Below are 20130 nucleotides of genomic sequence, written 5' to 3'. Positions count from 1 at the left end.
GCATGACATCCTTCAGCCTATCTCAAACGTGCGATCTGCGGGTCGTTGTGGATCACGTGCAGATCTGCCCCCGTTGAATGCGCCAGCGCTTGGCTCAGCACCTTCTCGAACCGCACCAACGTCCAATCATCCGCGTGCGGCTGGATGGCGAAGCCGGCCTTGCGCGCCAGCGCGATCATCACGTCGTTGGTGCGCAGCGCGTCGCCTGACAGCGTCACACCACCGAGTGCGCGCGCTCGGCCTTCGAGATGCGCGATCAGTGCCGGGCCGATGCCGTGGCCGTGCCAGCGGTCATGCACCGAGAGGCCGAACTCGACGCGGCCCGTATTGCGATCGAGCGCGTAGCGCGCCTCGGCCACCATGCTCTCGACACCGTCGTGATCCATCGTCCCGATCAGGCTGTAGCGGTCATTGCGGCCGAGCGCGACGAAGTCGTCAAGCACCGGCTTCGGCAGCTCGCTGAGCGCGCCCAGGAAACGCCTGTTTCGCGAGCGTGGGCTCAGCGACCGCACATAGGCCTGCAGCACCTCGGCATCATCAGGCGTGACGAAGCGGAGGCGCACCTCCTCGCCGCGCCGCGTGCGGATGACATTGGACGCAGCGAGGACGGCGGCAGCTTGCGTCGGCATGGCGGGCTCCGGCGGAGATGGTGTTGCCGGCGCCCTCCTTTGCGAAGCGGCGCCGGCGCGGCGGGATGAGTGAGGGGCTCACCCCCGCCAGAACGGCTTGTCGATCTCGGCGGCGATGTCGCTGCGGGACAGGCCGAGATCGTGCAGGTCGCGCTCCGACCATTGCGCCAGCTCGTGCCGGGTCCGGTAGCGGAAACGCCAGGCCGAAAGCAGCTCGGCAACCCCCGACCAGAAACCGGGTGCATGATGTTTCGTCATTGACGAGGAGACGTAGAGCGACATGAAAGCCTCCTAAAATTCCTTGAGGCTGCAATATCCAGCGGTTGCGCTTCATCCACAAACGACATTTACTACCGTTTCGGATGAAATAACGTCATGAAACAGGAGGCCGTGAATGGCGCGATTGCCGTCGCTGAATGGACTAAGGGCGTTCGAGGCTGCCGCACGGCACCTGAGCTTCACCCGCGCGGCGTCGGAGCTGAACGTGACGCAGACCGCAATCAGCCATCAGATCAAGCGGTTGGAGGACGAGCTCGGCATCCGCCTGTTCGTCCGCCAGAACCGCAGCCTGGCGCTGACGCCCCAGGCCCGCGACTATCTCCCGCTGGTGCGGGCCGCATTCGACGATCTCCGGCTGGCGACGGAACGGCTGGTCCGCAAGGACAATGCCAAGGTGCTGACCGTCTCGACCATCGCCTCGCTGGCGGCGAAATGGCTGCTGCCGCGACTGACGGCCTTTCAGGAGGCGCATCCCGGCATCGACGTGCGCATCACGACCTCGACCGGCCTGGTGGATTTCCGCAAGGACGATGTCGACGCCGCGATCCGCTACGGCCGCGGCCACTGGCCGGGCGTGCGCGCCGAATGGCTGATGGCCGACGAGCTGTTTCCGGTGTGCAGCCCGGCCTTGTTGCAGGGCGACAAGCCGCTGCGCTGTCCGGAGGACCTCGCCCATCACACGCTCTTGCAGGCCAGCGGCGGCTATGATGACGACTGGCGGCTATGGCTGACGGCGGCGGGGCTGCCGGTGGAGCTGTCGCGGCAAAGCCGGCTGAGCTTCGATCTGTCGCTGATGACCGTGCAGGCTGCGATCGACGGGCTCGGCGTCGCGATCGGCCGCACCGCCTATGTCCAGGACGACATCGCCAAGGGCCGGCTGGTGGTGCCGTTCAAGATGGCGCTACCCAGCGATGCCGGCTTCTACCTGGTGATGCCCGAGGGCCGCGCAGACCCGCCCAAGCTGAAGGCGTTCCGGCAGTGGTTGAAGGGTGCAGCGCAGCAGAAGTCTCCGTCGCTGAATCCCGTTCAGATCTAGGCGTTCGCGCCAGCAAATCTATTGGCCCAGTGGACTAGGCGTGGCAGATTGTCGCACCTTTCCCTCGGCCGGCGTAGACATCCTCCGCACGAGCCCCTCGACGGTAGGAGTTTCCCCGCGTGTCCTCACAGCCAATCCCGCAGCCGGCGACCATCCATTCGCGCATCGGCGCGATCCTGCGCGCCACCAGCGGCAATTTCCTCGAGCAGTTCGACTTCTTCCTGTTCGGCTTCTATGCCCCGATCATCGCCAAGGCGTTCTTCCCCTCGGAGAACGAGACCGCGGCGCTGCTCAACGCCTATGGCGTGTTCTGGCTCGGCGCCTTGATGCGGCCGGTCGGCGCGGTCGTGCTCGGCGCGTATGTGGACAAGATCGGCCGGCGGCAGGGCCTGATCGTGACGCTCGGCATCATGGCGTTCGGCACGGTGGTCATCGCGTTCTGCCCGACCTATGCGACCATCGGCATCGCAGCCCCGATCATCGTGCTGCTCGGCCGCCTGCTGCAGGGCTTCTCCGCCGGCGTCGAGCTCGGCGGCGTGTCGGTCTACCTGTCGGAGATTTCCACGCCCGGCAATCGCGGCCTCTACACCTCGTTCCAGTCCTCCAGCCAGCAGGTCGCGATCTTCGTCGCCTCCCTCATCGGCTATGTGCTCAATCAGGCCATGCCCGCGGACATGGTGGCCGCCTGGGGCTGGCGCATCCCGTTCTTCATCGGCTGCCTAATCATCCCGCTGATCTTCTTCCTGCGCCGGACGCTGGAGGAGACGCCTGCCTTTCTCGCGATGAAGAAGCACCCGACCGCGCGCGAAGTGTTCGCCTCGGCGCTGGACAATTGGCGCATCGTGATTCTCGGCATGATGATCGCGGTGCTGACCACGACGACGTTCTATTTCATCACCGTCTACGGCCCCGGCTTCGGCAAGGAGCTGAAGCTTTCGGCGGCGGACTCGCTGCTCGTCACCCTGCTGGTCGCCGTCACCAACTTCCTCTGGAATCCGGTCGGCGGTGCGGTGTCGGACCGGATCGGGCGCAAGCCGGTGCTGGTGACCATCGCGGTGCTGGCGCTTCTCACCGCCTATCCGGCGCTGCATTGGCTCGCGGCGGCGCCGAGCTTCGGCAAGCTGCTCACCGTCGAGATGCTGTTCTCGTTCTATTTCGGCGTCTACAGCGGCACCATGCTGGGCTGCCTGGTCGAGATCGTGCCGGCGCATGTCCGCACGACCTGTTTTTCCATCGCCTTTGCGCTGGCCGCCGGCCTGTTCGGCACCGCGACGCCGGCAGTCTCGACCTGGCTGATCAACAAGACCGGCGACAAGGCCTCGCCCGGCTACTGGCTGATGTGCGCCGCCGTGCTCGGCATCATCGCCGCGACGACCGTGTATCGCGGCGGCCGGCAGGCCGTCGCGGCGCGCGAGCCGGTCGCGGCCTGATCCGCTTGTCTGTTCGCGTCGCGGGCGGCATCATCGAATGCCGCCCGTTTTTCGTCGGGGGCCGGAGTGGGAGCGAGGTCTGTCATGGATGAACTGATTGCCGTCGCCGCCCGGGCGGCCGAACGGCTGATCGCCAACAAGCAGACCATCGCGGTGGCGGAGTCGTCCGCGGGCGGGCTGATCGCGGCGGCGCTGCTCGCGGTTCCCGGCGCCTCGGCGTATTTCCTCGGCGGCGCCGTGGTCTATACGCGCGACGCCCGCCGCGTGCTGATGGACATTCCGGACGAGGCGATGAAGGGCATTCGTTCGGCGTCGGAGCCTTATGCGGAGCTGCTGGCGCGGCAGATCAGGACGCGCTTTGCCACGGATTGGGGATTATCGGAGACCGGCGCCGCCGGCCCGACCGGCAACCGCTACGGCGACGCCGCGGGTCATGCGTGCTTCGCCGTGGCCGGCCCCGCGTCCGCTGTGGTCACGCTGGAAAGCGGCCGCAGCGACCGCTTTGCCAACATGCAACTGTTTGCGACAAGCGCGCTGGAGTTGTTGTTAACAAAGCTTGATGAGTAACTCGGTGTCGTCCCGGACAAGCCCGTCGACGCGAAGCGGCGGCGGGCGCCGATCCGGGACCCATACCGCGTGATCTGTCTTGGGGCAGGCTGGATGTTGAAGCTGTCGCGCAAGCTAACAACCGCCTATGGTTATGGATCCCCGCTTTCGCGGGGATGACAGCGAGTGTGAGGTGCCAGATGTGGGCCAAGCGAGTGGCCGGCCCCTCACTTCTCCCGGAACGCCCGCATCAGCTGGTCGTGCAGCGGCTTCATCAGATAGGAGATCACGGTGCGGTCGCCGGTCTGGACGAAGGCTTCCACCGGCATGCCCGGGATCAGCTTGACGTCGCCGAGCCGGGCGATCTCCTCGGGCGGCATCGAGACGCGGATGGTGTAGTAGCTCTGGCCGGTGCGCTGGTCGGTGGTGACATCCGGCGACACGCGGCTGACGACACCGTTCAATTCCGGCGTCGTGCGCTGGTTGAAGGCGGACAAGCGCAGAAGCGTCTTCTGCCCGACCTGCAGCTTGTCGATGTCCTGGGGATTGACCTTGGCCTCGACCTGCAGGTCGTCGCTTTGCGGCACGATCAGCATGATGGTGTCGCCGGCGGTGATGACGCCGCCGACCGTGTGCACGCTGGACTGCAGCACCATGCCGTCCTGCGGCGCGCGGATGTCGACGCGGCGGAGCTGGTCCTCGGCGGTGACCTTGCGCTCGACGAACTCGCCGATCTTGTCGGTGGTCTCGCGCAGATCCTTGGAGACCTCGCTGACCATGTCCTTGTCGACCTGGATGATCTGCAGCTCGGTCTCGCTGATCTTGCCCTTGGCCTGGGCGCGGGCGGCGATGTATTGCGCGCGTTCGCCATTGAGGCGGGCCGCATCACGCTCCAGCGTGGTCAGGCGCGACAGCTGCACCAGGTGCTGCTCGTAGAGCTGGCGCACGCCGTCGAGCTCCTTCTGCACCAGCGCGATCTCCTGGTCCTTGGCGCTGACCTGCGCCGACAGACCCTCGATCTCCTCCGTGAGCTGGGCCACGCGCTCGCGCAGCTGCGCCTTCTGGCCGATGCGGCCGTTGACGCGAACCTCGAACAGCTTGGTCTCGCTGGCAGCCAGGCTCTTGACGTCGGGATCGCTCATCCGCTGCAGCAACTGCGGCGGAAACAGGATCTTGGCCCAGCCGCGCTGCTCGGCCTCGAGCCGGGCGGCGCGCGCCTGCAGCGCGTCCAGATTCTTGGTGACGATGGCGAGAGACGCCTTGGTCACGGTGTCGTCGAGCCGGACGACGATGTCGCCTGACTTGACGACGTCGCCATCGCGCGCGCGGAGCTCGCCGACCACGCCGCCGGTCGGATGCTGCACCTTCTTGACGTTGGATTCGACGACGATCTGGCCCGGCGCGATCAGCGCGCCCGAGATCTGCTGCGTCGCGGCCCAGCCGCCGAGCCCGCCGGCCACCGCAACGACGACGCCCATACCGACGATGAGGTGGCGCCGGATCGACTGCTGCGCGCTCTCCGGCCGCCGGACGCCCGGGACAGGACCGGTGATGACCTGACTGCTCATGCGCCGCGACTCCTCATGACTTCGTCACGCCGGCTTCCGAGACGATCTTGATCGGCGCCGGCGGCCGCGGCTGCAGCACCTGCGCCAGCACCGTCTCCTTCGGGCCGAACGCCTGCGCGCGGCCGTCCTTCATGACCAGAACCTGATCGACCGCCTCGATGCCGATCGGGCGATGCGCCACCACCACGACGATGGCGCCGCGCGCCCGCGCCGAGCGCACCGCGCGTGACAGCGCCTCGTCGCCTTCGGTGTCGAGATTGGAGTTGGGCTCGTCGAGCACGATCAGGAACGGATTGCCATAGAGCGCGCGCGCCAGCGCCACGCGCTGGGCCTGGCCGGCCGACAGCGCCGCACCCTGCTCGCCGATCTCCGTGTCGTACCCTTCCCGCATCTTGATGATCATGTCATGCACGCCGGCCTCCTTGGCGGCGGCGATGATGCCGTCGGCGGAGGCGTGGGGATCGAAGCGGCAGATGTTCTGCGCCACGGTGCCGGCAAACAGCTCGACGTCCTGCGGCAGATAGCCGACATGGCGGCCGAGTTCGTCCGTCGACCATTGGTCGAGCGCGGCGCCGTCGAGCCGGACGTGGCCGCGCACCGGACGCCAGACGCCGACCAGCGCGCGCACCAGCGAGGACTTGCCCGACGCGCTGGGGCCGATGATGCCCAATCCATTGCCGGCCGACAGCGCAAAGCTGACGTCCTGAACGATCGCCTTCTGGTCGCCCGGGGCGACGATCGAGATGCCCTCGACCGAGAGCTTGCTGACCGGAGGCTGCAGCAGCGTCGGCACGCCGCGCTGCGGCATGGTCTGCAGCAGCTGGTTGAGCCGGTGCCAGCTCTGGCGCGCGGCGACGAAGCTCTTCCAGTGCGCGATCGCGAGATCGACGGGGGCCAGCGCCCGCGCGCTGAGAATCGAGCCGGCAATGATGATCCCGGCGGTTGCCTCCTGGTGGATCACCAGATAGGCGCCGACCGCAAGCACCGCCGACTGCAGCATCATGCGCAGCACCTTGGCGATAGCGCCGAGACCGCCGGCAACGTCGCTGGCGCGCTGGTTGCCGGCGAGGTACTTCTGGTTGGTATCGCCCCAGCGCTCCAGCATGCGGCCCGTCATGCCCATCGCGACCAGCACCTCGGCATTACGGCGGCTCGTGGTGGCCAGATCGTTGCGGCGGGCGGCGAGGCCCATCGCCTCCTTGGCGGGGGTGCGGGTCAGAAACTCCGTGATCAGGGTCAAGGTGACGAGGATGACGGCACCGACCAGCGCAGTTACGCCGAGCAGGACGTGGAAGGCGAAGCAGATCGCCAGATACAGCGGCAGCCACGGCAGGTCGAAGAACGCACCGGGGCCCTGGCTGCCGAGAAAGCTCCTGATATTGTCGAGGTCGCGCAACGGCTGCAGCCCCTCGTTGCGCCCGCCGGACGACAGCGGCAGCCGGACCACCGTGTCGAACACCCGGGCGTTCAGGCTCTCGTCCAGCGCGGTGCCGATCCGGCCGAGGATGCGGCTGCGGATCATGTCGAGCGCGCCCTGGGCCATGTAGAGACCGGCCGCGATGATGATGAGGCCGATCAGGGTCGGCACCGAGCGGCTCGGCAGCACGCGGTCATAGACCTCGAGCATGAAGATCGAGCCGGTCAGATACAGCAGGTTGATGATGCAGCTCATCACCCCGACGCCGATGAAGGCGCTGCGGCAACCGCGCAGGGCATCGCTCAGCTCGGATTGCCTCACGTGAGGTGCGGCCGCCATCACCACCATCTCTTCAATTGAACGAATGAGCTGCAGAGCCGCCGATCAAACCAACAAGTTGGCGGCAAACAAGGCGAAATATACTGATTCCTGCGGCGAGCGTCCAACGACGCGCGCTTTAGCGTAAATTAGCAGTTGCGCCTGATGTGTCTCGCGGCGCAACGAAAACGTTCAGGGACAGCGGATTCGCAGCGCTAGAGACGTCCGCCGGTTCGCACCAGCCGGACGACGAGCAGCAGAATGATGGCGCCGAGCGCGGAATAGACGATCTCGGACACCAGTCCCGTTCCGAGCCGGATGCCGAGCCGCGGAAAGATGAGGCTCGCGACGAGCGCACCGAGCACGCCGATCACGATGTCGCCGATGAGCCCGAAGCCGGTGCCGCGCACGATCTTGCCGGCCAGCCAGCCTGCGATCAGGCCGACGAACAGGATGACCAAAATACCTTCGTTCGATACGTGCATGGCATGTCCTCAAGGGCGGCGGACGATCGGTCCCGCGCGCCCGCCGCAGCATAGCGATGCTGTCGCCAGGCTTCGACATGCGATGCAGGGTTCCGTCCGGGCGGCGCCGTGTTTCGGTGCAACCGTTACGTTGCCGCCACACTGGCCGGCGCTTCCGCCAGGATGCAGCGGGCGAGGCGCTGGGGACCGAGATCGACATTCGGCGGCAGCGTCTCCGCGCAACGCGGCTGGGCGAGGCTGCAGCGCGGCGCGAAAGAGCAGCTCTGCGGCGCATGGTCCAGCGAAGGCGGTGTGCCGGGAATGGTCTGCAGCCGCTCGCCGCGCTTGGCGCCATGGACGGTGGAAGCCAGCAGGCCGCGCGCATAAGGATGGACGGGTTGACGAACGATGTCGCGCAGGGAGCCCTGCTCCACGATCTGGCCGGCATACATCACCGCGACGCGATCGCAGATCTCGATCGCGACGCCGATGTCGTGGGTGACGAAGATGACGGACATGCCGAACTCGCGCTGCAACTCGCGCAGCAGCAGCAGGATCTGGATCTGCACGGTGGCATCGAGCGCGGTGGTCGGCTCGTCGGCGAGCAGCACTTTCGGCCGGCACGCCAGCGCAAGCGCGATCATCGCGCGCTGGCGCATGCCGCCGGACATTTCGTGCGGATAGGACTCCAGCCGCCGCTTGGCCGAGGGAATGCGGACCACATCGAGCATCTCGAGCGCCCGCGCCGTGCCCTCCGCGTAGCTCTTGCCCTCGTGCCTCATCACCGTCTCGGCGATCTGGCGGCCGATCGTGTAGACCGGATCGAGCGCCAGCCCCGGCTCCTGGAAGATCATCGACACCGTGCGGCCGCGGAACTGCGACAGCTCCTCGTCGCTCATGGCGAGCACGTCGCGGCCCATCACTCGGACGCTGCCGGATATCTGCGTCCGCTTCTTCGGCAACAGCCGCATCAGGGCGCGCATCGTCACGCTCTTTCCGGAGCCGGACTCGCCGAGCAGCCCCAGCACCTCGCCATCGGCCAGCGACAGGCTGACATCGTTCACCGCATGCACCGTGCGCTCGCCGGTGAAGCGGATGGTGAGGTTGGAAATCTCGACGATGTTGGTCATTGCAATCCGATCCTGACAAACTCAGTGTCGTCCCGGGCAAGCACGTCGGCGCATCGCGCCGTCGTGCGCCGACCCGGGACCCATAATCCCGGGAGGCGTTTGCGGCACAATCGCCACTCCGAGTCATCGCCACACAACGGCCGGTGGCTATGGGTCCCGGCTCGGCGCATGCCGTCGCTGCGCGACGTCAGGCTTGGCCGGGACGACACCGAATGTGAGGCGACATCTCCGATGGCGGCGCCTTCAGGCGATCGTCTTGCGTCACCTTGAGCACCACGCGGCCAGAAACGTTCGCCAACCCTGGGTGTCATGGCAGCGTCGGGACCCGGGCGTGGAAGTCGGTCGCGCGCTGGAAGGCGGCGCCGATGGTGAGGATCGTCGCTTCGTCGAAGGAGCGGCCGATCAGCTGCATGCCGACCGGCAGGCCCGTCGCCGTGAAGCCGGTCGGAATCGCCAGGGACGGCAGGCCGAGATAGTTCACCGGACGGGTGAAGCGGGTGATGCGCTGGATCACGGCTTCGGCGCCGGGCGCGCCGCCGACATCGCTGTCGGTGATTGACGGCGTCACCAGCGGCGAGACCGGCGCGATGACGGCATCGACGCCCGAAGTCGCGGCGACATGCGCGGCCAGCGCGGCGCCGCGCCAGCGCAGCGCCTCGAGATAGGCGACGCCTGAGACGGCGAGCGCGTTCTGCAATCGCATCAACACCTGCGGGCCGTAGTCCTGCGGCCGCTCGATCATCCAGCGCTTGTGGAACGCGGCCGCCTCGACCGCCAGCACGAGCTGACAGGCGGCGGTGAGCTGGCGCTGGTCCGGCAGATCGACCTGCACGACATCGGCGCCCTCGGTCTTCAGGACCGCGATCGTCGCATCGAGACAGCGCGCGACCTCGGGATCGAGGTCGTCGACATAGAATGCCTTGGGCACGCCGATCCTGAGGCCCTTGATCGAGGCCTGGGTGGCCGCAACGTAGTCCTGCACCGGCGCGGCGCTGGCGGTCGGATCCTCCGGATCCGGACCGGCCATCAGGCCGAGCAGCAGCGCGCAATCCTCCGTCGTCTGCGCCAGCGGTCCGACCGTATCCAGCGATTGCGACAGCGGCATCGCACCGGCGCGGCTGACGCGACCCCAGGTCACTTTCAGGCCGGTGACGCCGCAGAAATTCGCGGGCATCCGGATCGAGCCGCCGGTGTCGGAGCCGAGCGCCGCAAACGTCAAGCGGGCGCCGACCGCCGAGCCCGAGCCGGACGACGAGCCGCCGGTGACGTAGCCGAGCTTCCACGGATTATGGACGGCGCCATAATGCGCGTTGTGGCCGGTCGGGCCATAGGCGAACTCGGCCATCTGCAAGGTGCCGAGCCGGATCGACCCGGCGTCCTTCAGCCGCTGCAACGCGGTCGAGGTCGTCGTCGCGACGAAGTCGCGGCGGATCAGCGAGCCGCAGGTCGAGACGTGGCCGGCCTCATAATACATGTCCTTGTGCGCGAGCGGTACGCCATGCAGCGCCCCCTTGGGGCCGTCCTTGGCCAACGCAGCGTCAGCTTCGGCGGCGGCCTTCAGCGCCGGCTCGGACTCGATCGCCATGAAGGCGTTGAGCTTCGGTTGCCACTCGGCGATGCGGTGCAGGCAGGAGCGCGTCACCTCGACGGAGGAGAGCTTCTTCTCGGCGATCGCCTTGGCGACCGCGGTCAACGTCATCAGCGCGGGCTCGGTGCTCATCGGCCCACCTTCAGGGTCTGCGCTACGACGTAGCTTGCCGGCTCCAGGTCGAACGGCAGGGTACCGGCGACGGCCGCGAAATTGTCGAACGCCGGTCCGATCGAGTCGGAGATGCGGGTCGCGACCTCCTTGTCGACCGGCAGGCCGGAGGCCTCCGCGATGGCACTGACTTGCTGGGGCGTGGGTCTGGTCATTGACGCTTCTCGCTGCTGGTGTCTGCCCTCAGGCGGCCGGCGCGCGGCTGTGTCCCGAACGGGGGATCGCCATGTGGCAGGCGGCCTGATGGCCCATTGTATCCAGCTCCGTCAACCTTGGCGCGACATTCGAACAGGGCGCCTCGGCGAACGGACAGCGGGTGTGGAAACGGCAACCGGCCGGCGGATCGATCGGGTTGGGCGGATCGCCGGAAAGCGGCGGCACCTCCGTGCGCCTGTCCGGGTCGGACGACGGCATCGCAGCCAACAGCGCGCGCGTATACGGATGCGCCGGCTTGGCCCAGACCTGCTCGACCGGGCCGAGCTCGACGACCTCGCCGAGATACATCACCAGCACGCGGTCGGAGATGTAGTTGATGACGTTGAGGTCGTGGCTGATGAACAGATAGGTCAGGCCGAACTCGCGCTTCAGGTCCATCAGCAGATTGAGCACCTGCGCCTCGACCGATTTGTCGAGCGCGGAGACGGCTTCGTCGAGAATGACCAGCCGCGGCGACAGCGCCAAGGCGCGGGCAATGTTGACGCGCTGGCGCTGGCCGCCGGAGATCTCGTGCGGATAGCGGTTGGCGAAGGTTTCGGGCCTCAAGCCCACCTTGCCGAGCAGCTCGCGCGCGAGCGCACGCGCGGCGCCATCGGCCATGCCGTGCACCTTCGGCCCGAACGCGATCGATTCCTCGATCGTCAGCCGCGGATTGAGCGAGGCATAGGAGTCCTGAAACACCATCTGCATGCCGCGGCGCAGCTCGCGCAGCGAGATCTCGTGGCCGACCTGCCGACCGTCGAAGATGATCTCGCCGGCATCGCGGTCCATCAGATGCATCAAGAGGCGCGCCGTCGTCGACTTGCCGCAGCCGGACTCGCCGACGATGCCGACGGTCTCGCCCTTGCCGATGTTGAACGAGACGTCATCGACCGCCCGCACCGTCTTGCGCGCGCCAAACAGGCCGCCGCGCACGGGAAAGTGCTTGGTCAGTCCATCCACGCGCAAAAGCGGCTGCGCCTTGCCGCCCATGTCCTCGATCGGGGCGAGCCCGGTGACTGGCGATGCTTCACTCATGATGACACGCTCGGTGTGGCCGCAGCGCCACCTTCTCCCCTTGTGGGAGAAGGTAGCGCGGACGCCGTCCGCGACGGATGAGGGGTCTCTCTCCGCGGAGACAAACCCCTCACCCGGATTGCATCTGACGAGGCAATCCGACCTCTCCCACAAGGGGAGAGGTGCACTGCCGATGCCGAACGGCCATTGTTGGAAATCACCATGCCCATCAGCTCCGGATGTCCATGGCGCTGCGCAGGCCGTCGCTCAGCAGGTTGAAGCAGATCGACACCGCGAAGATCATCACGCCCGGCAGCGCCGCCACCCAGGGATTGACGTAGATCGCGGTGCGCAAGGTGTTCAGCATCAGTCCCCATTCGGGCTCCGGCGGCTTGGTGCCGAGGCCGAGGAAGGAGAGACCGGCGGCGAGGATCATCGACACCGAGATCAGGCCGGTGGCGTAGACGAAGATCGGCCCGAGCACGTTGCCGAGCATGTGCGCCCGCATGATCGTGAAGGCATTCGCGCCGGAGGCGCGCGCCGCTTCGACGAAATCGCGATTACGCACGCCGGTGGTGACGCTCTCGGCGACGCGGGTGATCTGCGGCACGAACACGATGGTCAGCGACACGATGGAGTTGGTGATCCCGGCGCCGAGCGCGCCCGAGATCGCGATCGCCAGCAGCACCGACGGGAACGCATAAAACACGTCGATGGTGCGCATGATCGCAGTGTTCACCCAGCCGCCGACATAGCCGGCGATGAGCCCGAGCATGGTGCCGATGCTGAAAGCGAGGATGACCGGCGAGATGCCGATCAGGAGCGACAGCCGGCCGCCATAGATCAGCCGCGCCAGCATGTCGCGTCCCAGCTCGTCGGTGCCGAGCGGATAGTTCGGGGTGCCGATGTGGCGCAGGCGGCGGATCATCGACCCCTGGTAGGGATCGGCGAGATGCAGATAGGGTGCGAGCAGCGCCGAGAGAAAGATCAGCAGCAGGATCGCGACGCAGACCATGCTGACCTTGTCGCGGACGATCCGGCGACCGACGGTCGCCCAATAGCCGCGTGCATTGGCCGGCGGCGCGGCCTGCAGCGCGGAGTCGTTCATCGCACTTGATCCGACGCTCATCGCTAGCCCCGCTTGATGCGCGGATCGATCGCGGCCTGCGCGATGTCGACCACCAGGTTGAGGATGACGAAGAACATCGCCAGCACCAGGATCGTGCCCTGCAGCAGCGGCAAATCGCGCTGGAAGATCGCCGAGTTCAGCAGCAGGCCCGAGCCGGGCCAGGAGAACACCGTCTCGATCAGGATCGAGCCGCCGAGCATGTAGCCGAGCTGCAGGCCCATCACCGCGAGCGCGGTCGGCGCGGCGTTCTTCAGCACGTGACGGAACACCTGGGTTTCGCGCAGGCCTTTGGCACGCAACGCCTCGACGAAGTCCTGGCTCAGGATGTCGCCGGTCAGCGCGCGCACGGTGCGGGTGATGATGCCCATCGGAATGACGGATGTCGTGATCGCCGGCAGGATCAGGAAGCGGATATGCGCCCAGTCCCACGCCCAGGCGCCCGAGCCGGACGGGCCTGCGCCGACCGCGGGCAGCCAGTTCAGCTCGACCGAGAAGATGATGACCAGCACCATGCCGAGCCAGTAATGCGGCACCGAGACGCCGGCGATCGCGATGGAGGTCGCGATCTTGTCGATCCAGGTATCGCGAAAATAGCCGGCGACGAGGCCGAAGAACAGGCCGAGCGAGAAGCCGATGATGGCCGCCGCGATGGCCAGCGTCACGGTGTTGGACACCGCGCGCAGCACCTCGGCCAGCACCGGCCGGCCGGTCGCGATCGAGCTGCCGAGATCGCCGTTGACGGCGCGCCACAGCCACAGGCCGAACTGCACCGGCAGCGGCTTGTCGAAGCCATAGGCCGTGCGCAGCTGCTGCGCCAGCTCCTGGGAGGCGTCGGCCGGCAGCACGGCGACGAGGGGATCACCCGGCGTGATGTGAACGAGCATGAAACAGACGAGCGCGACGCCGATGATGATCGGGATCGCGTACACCATCCGCCGGGCAGCATAAGAGAGCACGAGTCACCTTCGGTTGACTCTCCACCGCTGCAGAGAGTCGCGAGAAACAAGCGTCACGAAGAAAGCTCCCCTCCCCCTTGCGGGGAGGGGGCGGGGGTGGGGTCCCCACGAAGACTGCCGCCGGAGTACCCCCCGCCCCAGCCCTCCCCCACAAGGGGGGAGGGAGCGCAGGGGAGCCAGCGGCGAGATTAGTCTTCCAACGCCACAACTACTCCACCGAGATCGGCGAGAAGTCGATGAACCAGCTCTTCGGCTGCACCACGCCCTTGACCTTCGGGCTCATCGCCCGCGGGCCGACGTCGTGGGCGACGTAGAGGAAGGCGGCATCATCCACCGAGGCCGCATGCAGCTCGGCCAGCGCCTTGTCGCGTTCGGCGGGATCGAAGGTCTGGCGCGCCTTCTTGACCAGTTCGTCGAACTTCGGGTTGTTGATGAAGCCCCAATTGTTCGACACGGGCGGCGCCATCGACGACTGCAGGAAGCGCACCAGCGCGAAGAACGGGTCCATCGCCGCATAGGTGACGTTGGTGGCGTTGGCGCCGTTCGCAGAGGCGTCCTTGGCGCCGCGGCGCCAGTTGGTGAACAGCGTGTTCCACTCGATGACGTCGAGCTTGACGTCGAAATAGCACTCGGCGAGCGCCTGCTGCAGATACTCGTTCATCGGCAGCGGCTGCATCTGGCCGGAGCCCGACGCCGAGGTCTGCGTCTTGACCTCGAGCTTCTTGTTCGGACCGTAGCCGGCCTCCTGCATCAGCTTCTGAGCGGCCGCCTTGTCGTACTTGATCTCGAAGGTGACGTTGCCGCGCCAGGGATGGCCCTTCTCGAACGTGCCGCTGGCCGGCACCATCAGCCCGGCGAGCAGGCCGTCGCGCAGGCCTTCGCGATCGATGCAGAGATTGGCGGCCTTGCGGACGCGGATGTCGTTCCAGGGCGAGCCCTCGATGCGCGAGAACTGCCACGGCCAGACATGCGGCTGCTCGTTGGCGTAGAGCTTGAAGCCGCGCTGCTTGATCTCCGGCAGCGCATCCGGTGCCGGCGCCTCGACCCAATCGACCTGCCCGGACAGCAGCGCCGCGGTGCGCGCGTTCGCTTCCGGCATCGGCAGCAGGATCATCTTGTCGGTCTTAGGGACGCGCGCCTTGTCCCAATAGGCTTCGTTCTTGACCAGCTCCAAACGCTCGCGCGGCGTGAACTTGCTCATCTTCCACGGGCCGGTGCCCGAGGCGTCCTTGGCGAACGCCGCCCAGGCGGCTTGCGACTTCGCCTTGTCGTCGGCGCCGGTCGCCGCCTCATAGAGCTTCTGCCACTTGGTCGGGCTCGCCATGAACAGGTTGGTGAGATTGATCGGCAGGAAGCTGTCCGGCTCCTTGGTCGTCAGCTCGACGGTGAGATCATCGATCTTGCGCGCGGACGCGAGCGTCGGCATGCGCGAAGCCGTCACGCCGACCTGGCTCGGATCGAACTGCGGCGCATCCTGCTTCAGCACCTTCTCGACGTTCCACACCACGGCGTCGGCATTGAACGGCGCGCCGTCATGGAAGGTGACGCCGGGGCGCAGCTTGAACGTCCACTTGGTCTTGTCGGCGTCGTCGACCTTCCACTCGGTGGCGAGGCCTGGAATGACGACGCTCGGCTTGTCCGCCGACGACAGGTCCCACATCGTCAGCGCGTCATACATCGTGAGGCCGGTGAAGCGGTTGCCCTCGAAGCCCTGGTCGGGCTGGCCGAGCGTGCGTGGAATGTCGGCGGCCGTCATGCCGATGCGCAGCACGGATTCCGCACCCGCCTGCGCCGGCAGCACCAAGGCCGAGACCGTCGTCATCATCGCGGCCGCAACGGTGGCACGCACATTCATTGAGGTCGCAATACAAGAAAGCACGATCTTCTCTCCGATAAGGCTGGCTAGATTCTGGGCAGCATTATGCAACGCCTATGCCAGCACGGCCTGCGGAGCTCACCCTGCGACGCGACGCCACAACGTTTGTACTCAAACGATCTCGCTCGAGGGCTTGGCACCCGGATTGCAGGTTGTGCGCGTCGAATTTGATCCGGTTTCCACGGAGCCTCACCTTCATGCGTCTTCTCAAGCCACTGCTCGCCACCGCGCTCGCGCTCGGCCTCTCTGCCGCTGCAGCGCGCGCCGAGACTGTTCTGCGCTACGGCATCTCGATGGCCGACATTCCGTTGACGACGGGTCAGCCCGATCGCGGCGCCGGCGCCTATCAGTTTACCGGCTATACGATCTACGATCCGCTGGTCGCCTGGGACATGAGCGTCGCCGACAAGCCCGGCAAGCTGATCCCAGGCCTCGCCACCGAGTGGAAGGTCGACGATGCCGACAAGAAAAAGTGGCGCTTTACCTTGCGCAAGGGCGTCAAGTTCCACGACGGCAGCGACTTCAATGCCGATGCGGTGATCTGGAATCTGGACAAGGTGCTCAACGATAAGGCACCGCAGTTCGACAAGCGGCAGAGCGCGCAGGTCAAGACACGGCTGCCGTCGGTGGCGAGCTACGCCAAGATCGACGACTCCACCGTGGAGATCACGACCAAGACCGTCGACTCGTTCTTTCCCTATCAGATGCTGTGGTTCCTGATTTCGAGCCCGGCGCAGTATGAGAAGCTCGGCAAGGATTGGGACAAGTTCGCCAGCCAGCCCTCGGGCACCGGTCCGTTCAAGCTGACCAAGCTGGTGCCGCGCGAGCTCGCGGAGCTATCAAAGAATTCCGAATACTGGAACAAGGATCGGCTGCCCAAGACCGACAAGCTCGTGCTGGTGCCGATGCCGGAGGCGCTGACGCGCACCAACGCGCTGCTCGCCGGCCAGGTCGATTTGATCGAGACGCCGGCGCCGGACGCCGTGCCACAGCTCAAGGCGGCCGGCATGAAGCTCGTCGACAACGTCACGCCGCATGTCTGGAACTATCATCTCAGCGTGCTGCCGGGCTCGCCCTGGACCGACATCCGCCTGCGCAAGGCGCTCAACCTCGCGATCAACCGCGACGAGGTCGTCGGCCTGATGAATGGTCTCGCCAAGCCGGCCAAGGGCCAGGTCGACCCGTCGAGCCCGTGGTTCGGCAAGCCGACCTTCGAGCTGAAATATGATCTCGCGGCGGCCAAGAAGCTGGTCGAGGAGGCCGGCTACTCGCCGGCCAAGCCGCTGAAGACGACCTTCATCATCGCGCAAGGCGGCACCGGCCAGATGCTGTCGCTGCCGATGAACGAGTACCTGCAGCAGAGCTTCAAGGAGATCGGCATCAACATCGAGTTCAAGGTCGTCGAGCTCGAGACGCTCTACACGCATTGGCGCAAGGGTGCGGCCGACGAGATGAACGCCGGCATCACCGCCAACAACATCGCCTATGTCACGTCGGATCCGCTCTACGCCATCGTCCGCTTCTTCGCCTCCGACCAGATTGCGCCTGTCGGCGTCAACTGGGGCGGCTACAAGAATCCGAAGGTCGACGCGCTGATCGCCGAGGCGAAGCAGACGTTCGATCCGGCCAAGCAGGACGAGCTGATCGCGCAGGCGCACGCGCAGGTCGTCGACGACGCCGTGCTGGTCTGGGTCGTGCACGACACCAACCCGCATGCGCTGTCGCCGAAGGTGAAAAAATTCGTGCAGGCCCAGCACTGGTTCCAGGACCTGACGACGATCGGGGCGGAATAAGGAGCTGTCGTCTCGGTCTCGCAGCAAAGCGGTTGTCAGATAATGCGCCCTCTCCCCTTGTGGGAGAGGGCATGTGCGGCCTGTCCGCGAACGCGGTTTGGTGAGGGGTCTCTCTCAACGGGCGCAACTCGCGGAGAGAGACCCCCCACCCAACCGAGCTTGCCGAAGCGTCCTACGTGCCCTCTCCCACAAGGGGAGAGGGCGCATTCATAAGCACTGCACTCATGCCCGGCAACCGCACCCTGAAGGGGGTAGTTCATCGTTGCTAAGAGTTTAGCGCTACTTCGATGTCAGCGCGTGTGCACCGTTCCAGTCGACCGGCGGCGGGTTCTGCTGATAGCTGCAAATCCGCGCCTCGTAGAGATCGAACAGCTTCGCCAGCTCCTTCGCCTCATCCTTCTTCCGGCCTCGCGCGATCGCAGCAAGCGCCTCGTCCCAGTCGCGGCTGCGATAGGCCGCCAGCATTTCGATGGTCAGGTTGCGCAACAGCTGGAAGCGCTCGGAATACATCACGTCCTCGCGGCCGGCGATCGCATAGATCACCTCCGGCTCGGTCTTGCCCTTGACCATGATGAAATCGAGCTCGAGGATCGCGAGCTTGTCCTTGACCGCCATCGCCGTTGCCGAGCCGACGATGATCGGAAAGCCGTATTCCTTGGTCTGACCTTCGAGGCGCGAGGCGAGGTTGACGCTGTCGCCCAGCACCGAATAGTTCTTCTTGAGCTCCGAGCCCATGTTGCCGACGACGCCGATGCCGGTATTGAGGCCGATGCCGACGTTGAGCGGGATGTAGACATGGCCGCCATGGGCGGCCTCCTGTTCGCGCTGCCGGTTGACCTCGTCGATCTTGTCCAGCATGTCGAGTGCCGCCGTGCAGGCGTTGAGGTGATGCTCCCGGTCGTCGAGCGGCGCATTCCAGAATGCCATGATGGCATCGCCCATGTACTTGTCGACATAGCCTTTGCGCGCGATGATCGCGTCGGTCAACGGCGTCAGGAAGCGGTTCATCAGCGTCGTCAAGCCCTGGGGATCGCGCTTGTAGCTTTCCGAGATCGAGGTGAAGCCGCGCACGTCCGAGAACATGATGGTCATCTCGCGCTCCTCGCCGCCGAGCACGAGTTTCTCCGGCGATTGCGCCAGCTGCTCCACCAGCACCGGCGACATGTATTGCGCGAACCAGCCGCGAATCTCCTTGCGCTGCTGCTGCTCGCGAATGAAGCTGGCGAAGATCAGCGTCAGATAGATCGCCGTGGTCGACAGCATCGGATAGGTGAAGTCGATCAGGAACCGGTGCTGCGTATAGGCGTACCAGGAGAGGCCGATCAGAACGCTTGCGAACAGGGCGCCGACGAGCACCAGCGTGACGGCACCGAGCCGCGGCGCGAACACGATCACGAGCAGGCCGAAGATCAAGGCGCCGAAGAATTCGGCCGAAAGCCCCCAGAACGGCGGGGACAGGATCGAGTTCGTGAGGACGGATTCGAGGACCTGGGCATGCACCTCGACGCCCGGCATCGCCGGGTCGACCGGCGTCGTCTTGATGTCGTTCAGGCCGATGGCGGACGGTCCGATCAGCACCAGCTTCCTTGCGATCTTCTCCGGCGGCACGCGTCCCTCGAGCACGTCGATGGCCGACACGTAGATTGACGGATCGGAGCGGGCATAGTGCACCCAGATCCTGCCTTTGCGATCCGTCGGAATCTCGAAACCGCCGATGCGAAGGCTCTTGATGCCGCCGATATCGGCCTTGATCACCAGGGTGTCAGCGCCGCTCACCACTCGAAGCATCTCGAAGCTGAGCGCCAGCATCGTGATGTCCTGCGCCTGCAGGATCATCGGCACACGACGGATGATGCCGTCGCGCTCCGGCGGGATCGTGAACAGCCCACGTCCAGACGCGGCATGCTCGATCACCGAAACGTTGCGCAACAGCCCCGGGTAGCTCTCCATGAAGCCATCGGCTTCGGGCCCGATCGTGGCAACGCCCGTGACCGGCAAGGTCTTGTCGAGATCGGCGCGGACCTCGTTGCTGGCCGTCTCACCGAGAACGATTCGCGATCGGCGCAGAGCATCGGCGAGCACCTGATCGTTCGACGGCAGCGCCTTCAGCTTCTCGCGCGTCGCCTCGTCGAGATTGGGAAAGGTCTCGGCCGCAAGCGCGGGGTTCAACCGGTCCGGCTCGGCAAACACCACGTCGAACGCAATGACGAGGGCACCGAGGCGCGTGAGCTTCTCGATGATCTCAGCGATCCGCGTGCGTGGCCACGGCCACTGACCGAGCTTGGGATCGGCGACGCTCTTCTCGTCGATGTCGACGATGGTGACAGGACGCATCGTCTTCACCCGCGGGCTGAACGCCTGGAAGTTGTCGAATGTCCGCAGGCGCAGTTCCTGCATCGGAGCAGGATCGGCGGCGCGCAGCGCGGCGAAGGCAACCAGCAGCACGAGGCACATCAGGCGCGCATAGCCGAACTTGCGTGCGAACCACCGGGGAACTGCTCTCAATCGCTTCATGCAGCATCCGATATCACGCCGAGGCCGGCGATCCGAAACGTCTGATTAGCCCGAAGGGGATGCGCCTGACAACG

General features: G+C 66.1%; 17 protein-coding genes. 4 read left to right on the top strand and 13 right to left on the bottom strand.

Annotated features, from left to right (window positions below; translation table 11 throughout):
• Window positions 1-17: 17 nt before the first annotated feature.
• Window positions 18-629: a GNAT family N-acetyltransferase gene (locus HL666_RS21300; protein ID WP_172183429.1), complete on the bottom strand. Its 612-nt coding sequence runs from the start codon at window positions 627-629 to the stop codon at window positions 18-20.
• A gap of 78 nt (window positions 630-707) precedes the next feature.
• Complete coding sequence (locus HL666_RS21295) at window positions 708-911, bottom strand: DUF1127 domain-containing protein (RefSeq protein WP_172131266.1); 204 nt, start codon at window positions 909-911, stop codon at window positions 708-710.
• A gap of 112 nt (window positions 912-1023) precedes the next feature.
• Between HL666_RS21295 and HL666_RS21290 the strand changes: the two genes are divergently transcribed.
• The 3 genes from HL666_RS21290 to HL666_RS21280 all read left to right on the top strand — a co-directional run bounded on the left by HL666_RS21290 (window position 1024) and on the right by HL666_RS21280 (window position 3941).
• Entirely contained in the window at window positions 1024-1944 is a 921-nt protein-coding gene (locus HL666_RS21290) for a transcriptional regulator GcvA (protein ID WP_172131267.1), read from the top strand.
• Window positions 1945-2063: 119 nt separating this feature from the next.
• On the top strand, window positions 2064-3374 hold the full coding sequence (locus HL666_RS21285) for an MFS transporter (protein ID WP_172183427.1): 1311 nt from the start codon (window positions 2064-2066) through the stop codon (window positions 3372-3374).
• Window positions 3375-3458: 84 nt separating this feature from the next.
• Complete coding sequence (locus HL666_RS21280; RefSeq protein WP_172131268.1) at window positions 3459-3941, top strand: CinA family protein; 483 nt, start codon at window positions 3459-3461, stop codon at window positions 3939-3941.
• Between the two features lie 206 nt (window positions 3942-4147).
• Here HL666_RS21280 and HL666_RS21275 read toward each other — a convergent pair whose 3' ends face one another.
• The 10 genes from HL666_RS21275 to HL666_RS21230 form a co-directional block, all read right to left on the bottom strand.
• Window positions 4148-5488, bottom strand: coding sequence for an HlyD family type I secretion periplasmic adaptor subunit (locus tag HL666_RS21275; RefSeq protein ID WP_172131269.1), 1341 nt, complete (start codon window positions 5486-5488; stop codon window positions 4148-4150).
• Window positions 5489-5501: 13 nt separating this feature from the next.
• Window positions 5502-7244, bottom strand: a complete 1743-nt coding sequence (locus tag HL666_RS21270; RefSeq protein WP_172131270.1) for a type I secretion system permease/ATPase — start codon at window positions 7242-7244, stop codon at window positions 5502-5504.
• Between the two features lie 194 nt (window positions 7245-7438).
• Window positions 7439-7708 (bottom strand): GlsB/YeaQ/YmgE family stress response membrane protein, encoded by a 270-nt coding sequence (locus tag HL666_RS21265; RefSeq protein WP_009030922.1) that lies wholly within the window; start codon window positions 7706-7708, stop codon window positions 7439-7441.
• 125 nt (window positions 7709-7833) lie between these two features.
• Window positions 7834-8817, bottom strand: a complete 984-nt coding sequence (locus tag HL666_RS21260) for an ABC transporter ATP-binding protein (RefSeq protein WP_172183425.1) — start codon at window positions 8815-8817, stop codon at window positions 7834-7836.
• Window positions 8818-9124: 307 nt separating this feature from the next.
• Window positions 9125-10537, bottom strand: coding sequence for an amidase (locus HL666_RS21255; protein WP_172183423.1), 1413 nt, complete (start codon window positions 10535-10537; stop codon window positions 9125-9127).
• Window positions 10534-10731, bottom strand: a complete 198-nt coding sequence (locus HL666_RS21250) for a hypothetical protein (RefSeq protein WP_172111556.1) — start codon at window positions 10729-10731, stop codon at window positions 10534-10536. The genes HL666_RS21255 and HL666_RS21250 overlap by 4 nt, the downstream gene beginning before the upstream one ends.
• A gap of 28 nt (window positions 10732-10759) precedes the next feature.
• Window positions 10760-11809 carry an ABC transporter ATP-binding protein gene (locus HL666_RS21245; protein WP_172111557.1) on the bottom strand — a complete coding sequence of 350 codons (1050 nt, stop codon included), beginning with the start codon at window positions 11807-11809 and terminating at the stop codon, window positions 10760-10762.
• A 208-nt stretch (window positions 11810-12017) separates the two neighbouring features.
• Window positions 12018-12917 (bottom strand): ABC transporter permease, encoded by a 900-nt coding sequence (locus HL666_RS21240; protein WP_172183421.1) that lies wholly within the window; start codon window positions 12915-12917, stop codon window positions 12018-12020.
• A gap of 2 nt (window positions 12918-12919) precedes the next feature.
• A complete protein-coding gene (locus HL666_RS21235) occupies window positions 12920-13873 on the bottom strand; it encodes an ABC transporter permease (protein WP_172131274.1) in 954 nt (317 codons plus the stop codon).
• Between the two features lie 208 nt (window positions 13874-14081).
• Window positions 14082-15698 (bottom strand): ABC transporter substrate-binding protein, encoded by a 1617-nt coding sequence (locus tag HL666_RS21230; protein ID WP_246741603.1) that lies wholly within the window; start codon window positions 15696-15698, stop codon window positions 14082-14084.
• A 248-nt stretch (window positions 15699-15946) separates the two neighbouring features.
• On the opposite strand from HL666_RS21230, the gene HL666_RS21225 reads away from it, so the two are divergent.
• Window positions 15947-17542: an ABC transporter substrate-binding protein gene (locus tag HL666_RS21225; RefSeq protein WP_172183417.1), complete on the top strand. Its 1596-nt coding sequence runs from the start codon at window positions 15947-15949 to the stop codon at window positions 17540-17542.
• Between the two features lie 279 nt (window positions 17543-17821).
• On the opposite strand, the gene HL666_RS21220 is transcribed toward HL666_RS21225, so the two are convergent.
• The gene (locus HL666_RS21220) at window positions 17822-20056 is read right to left on the bottom strand and encodes a CHASE2 domain-containing protein (protein WP_172183416.1); all 2235 of its coding nucleotides are present in this window, start codon (window positions 20054-20056) and stop codon (window positions 17822-17824) included.
• Window positions 20057-20130 lie beyond the last annotated feature (74 nt).

Origin of the sequence: Bradyrhizobium aeschynomenes (assembly GCF_013178945.1) — a bacterium.
GTDB lineage: Bacteria > Pseudomonadota > Alphaproteobacteria > Rhizobiales > Xanthobacteraceae > Bradyrhizobium > Bradyrhizobium aeschynomenes.
Note: the sequence above shows the minus strand (reverse complement) of the source record. Positions and strands in the feature narration are given on the sequence as shown.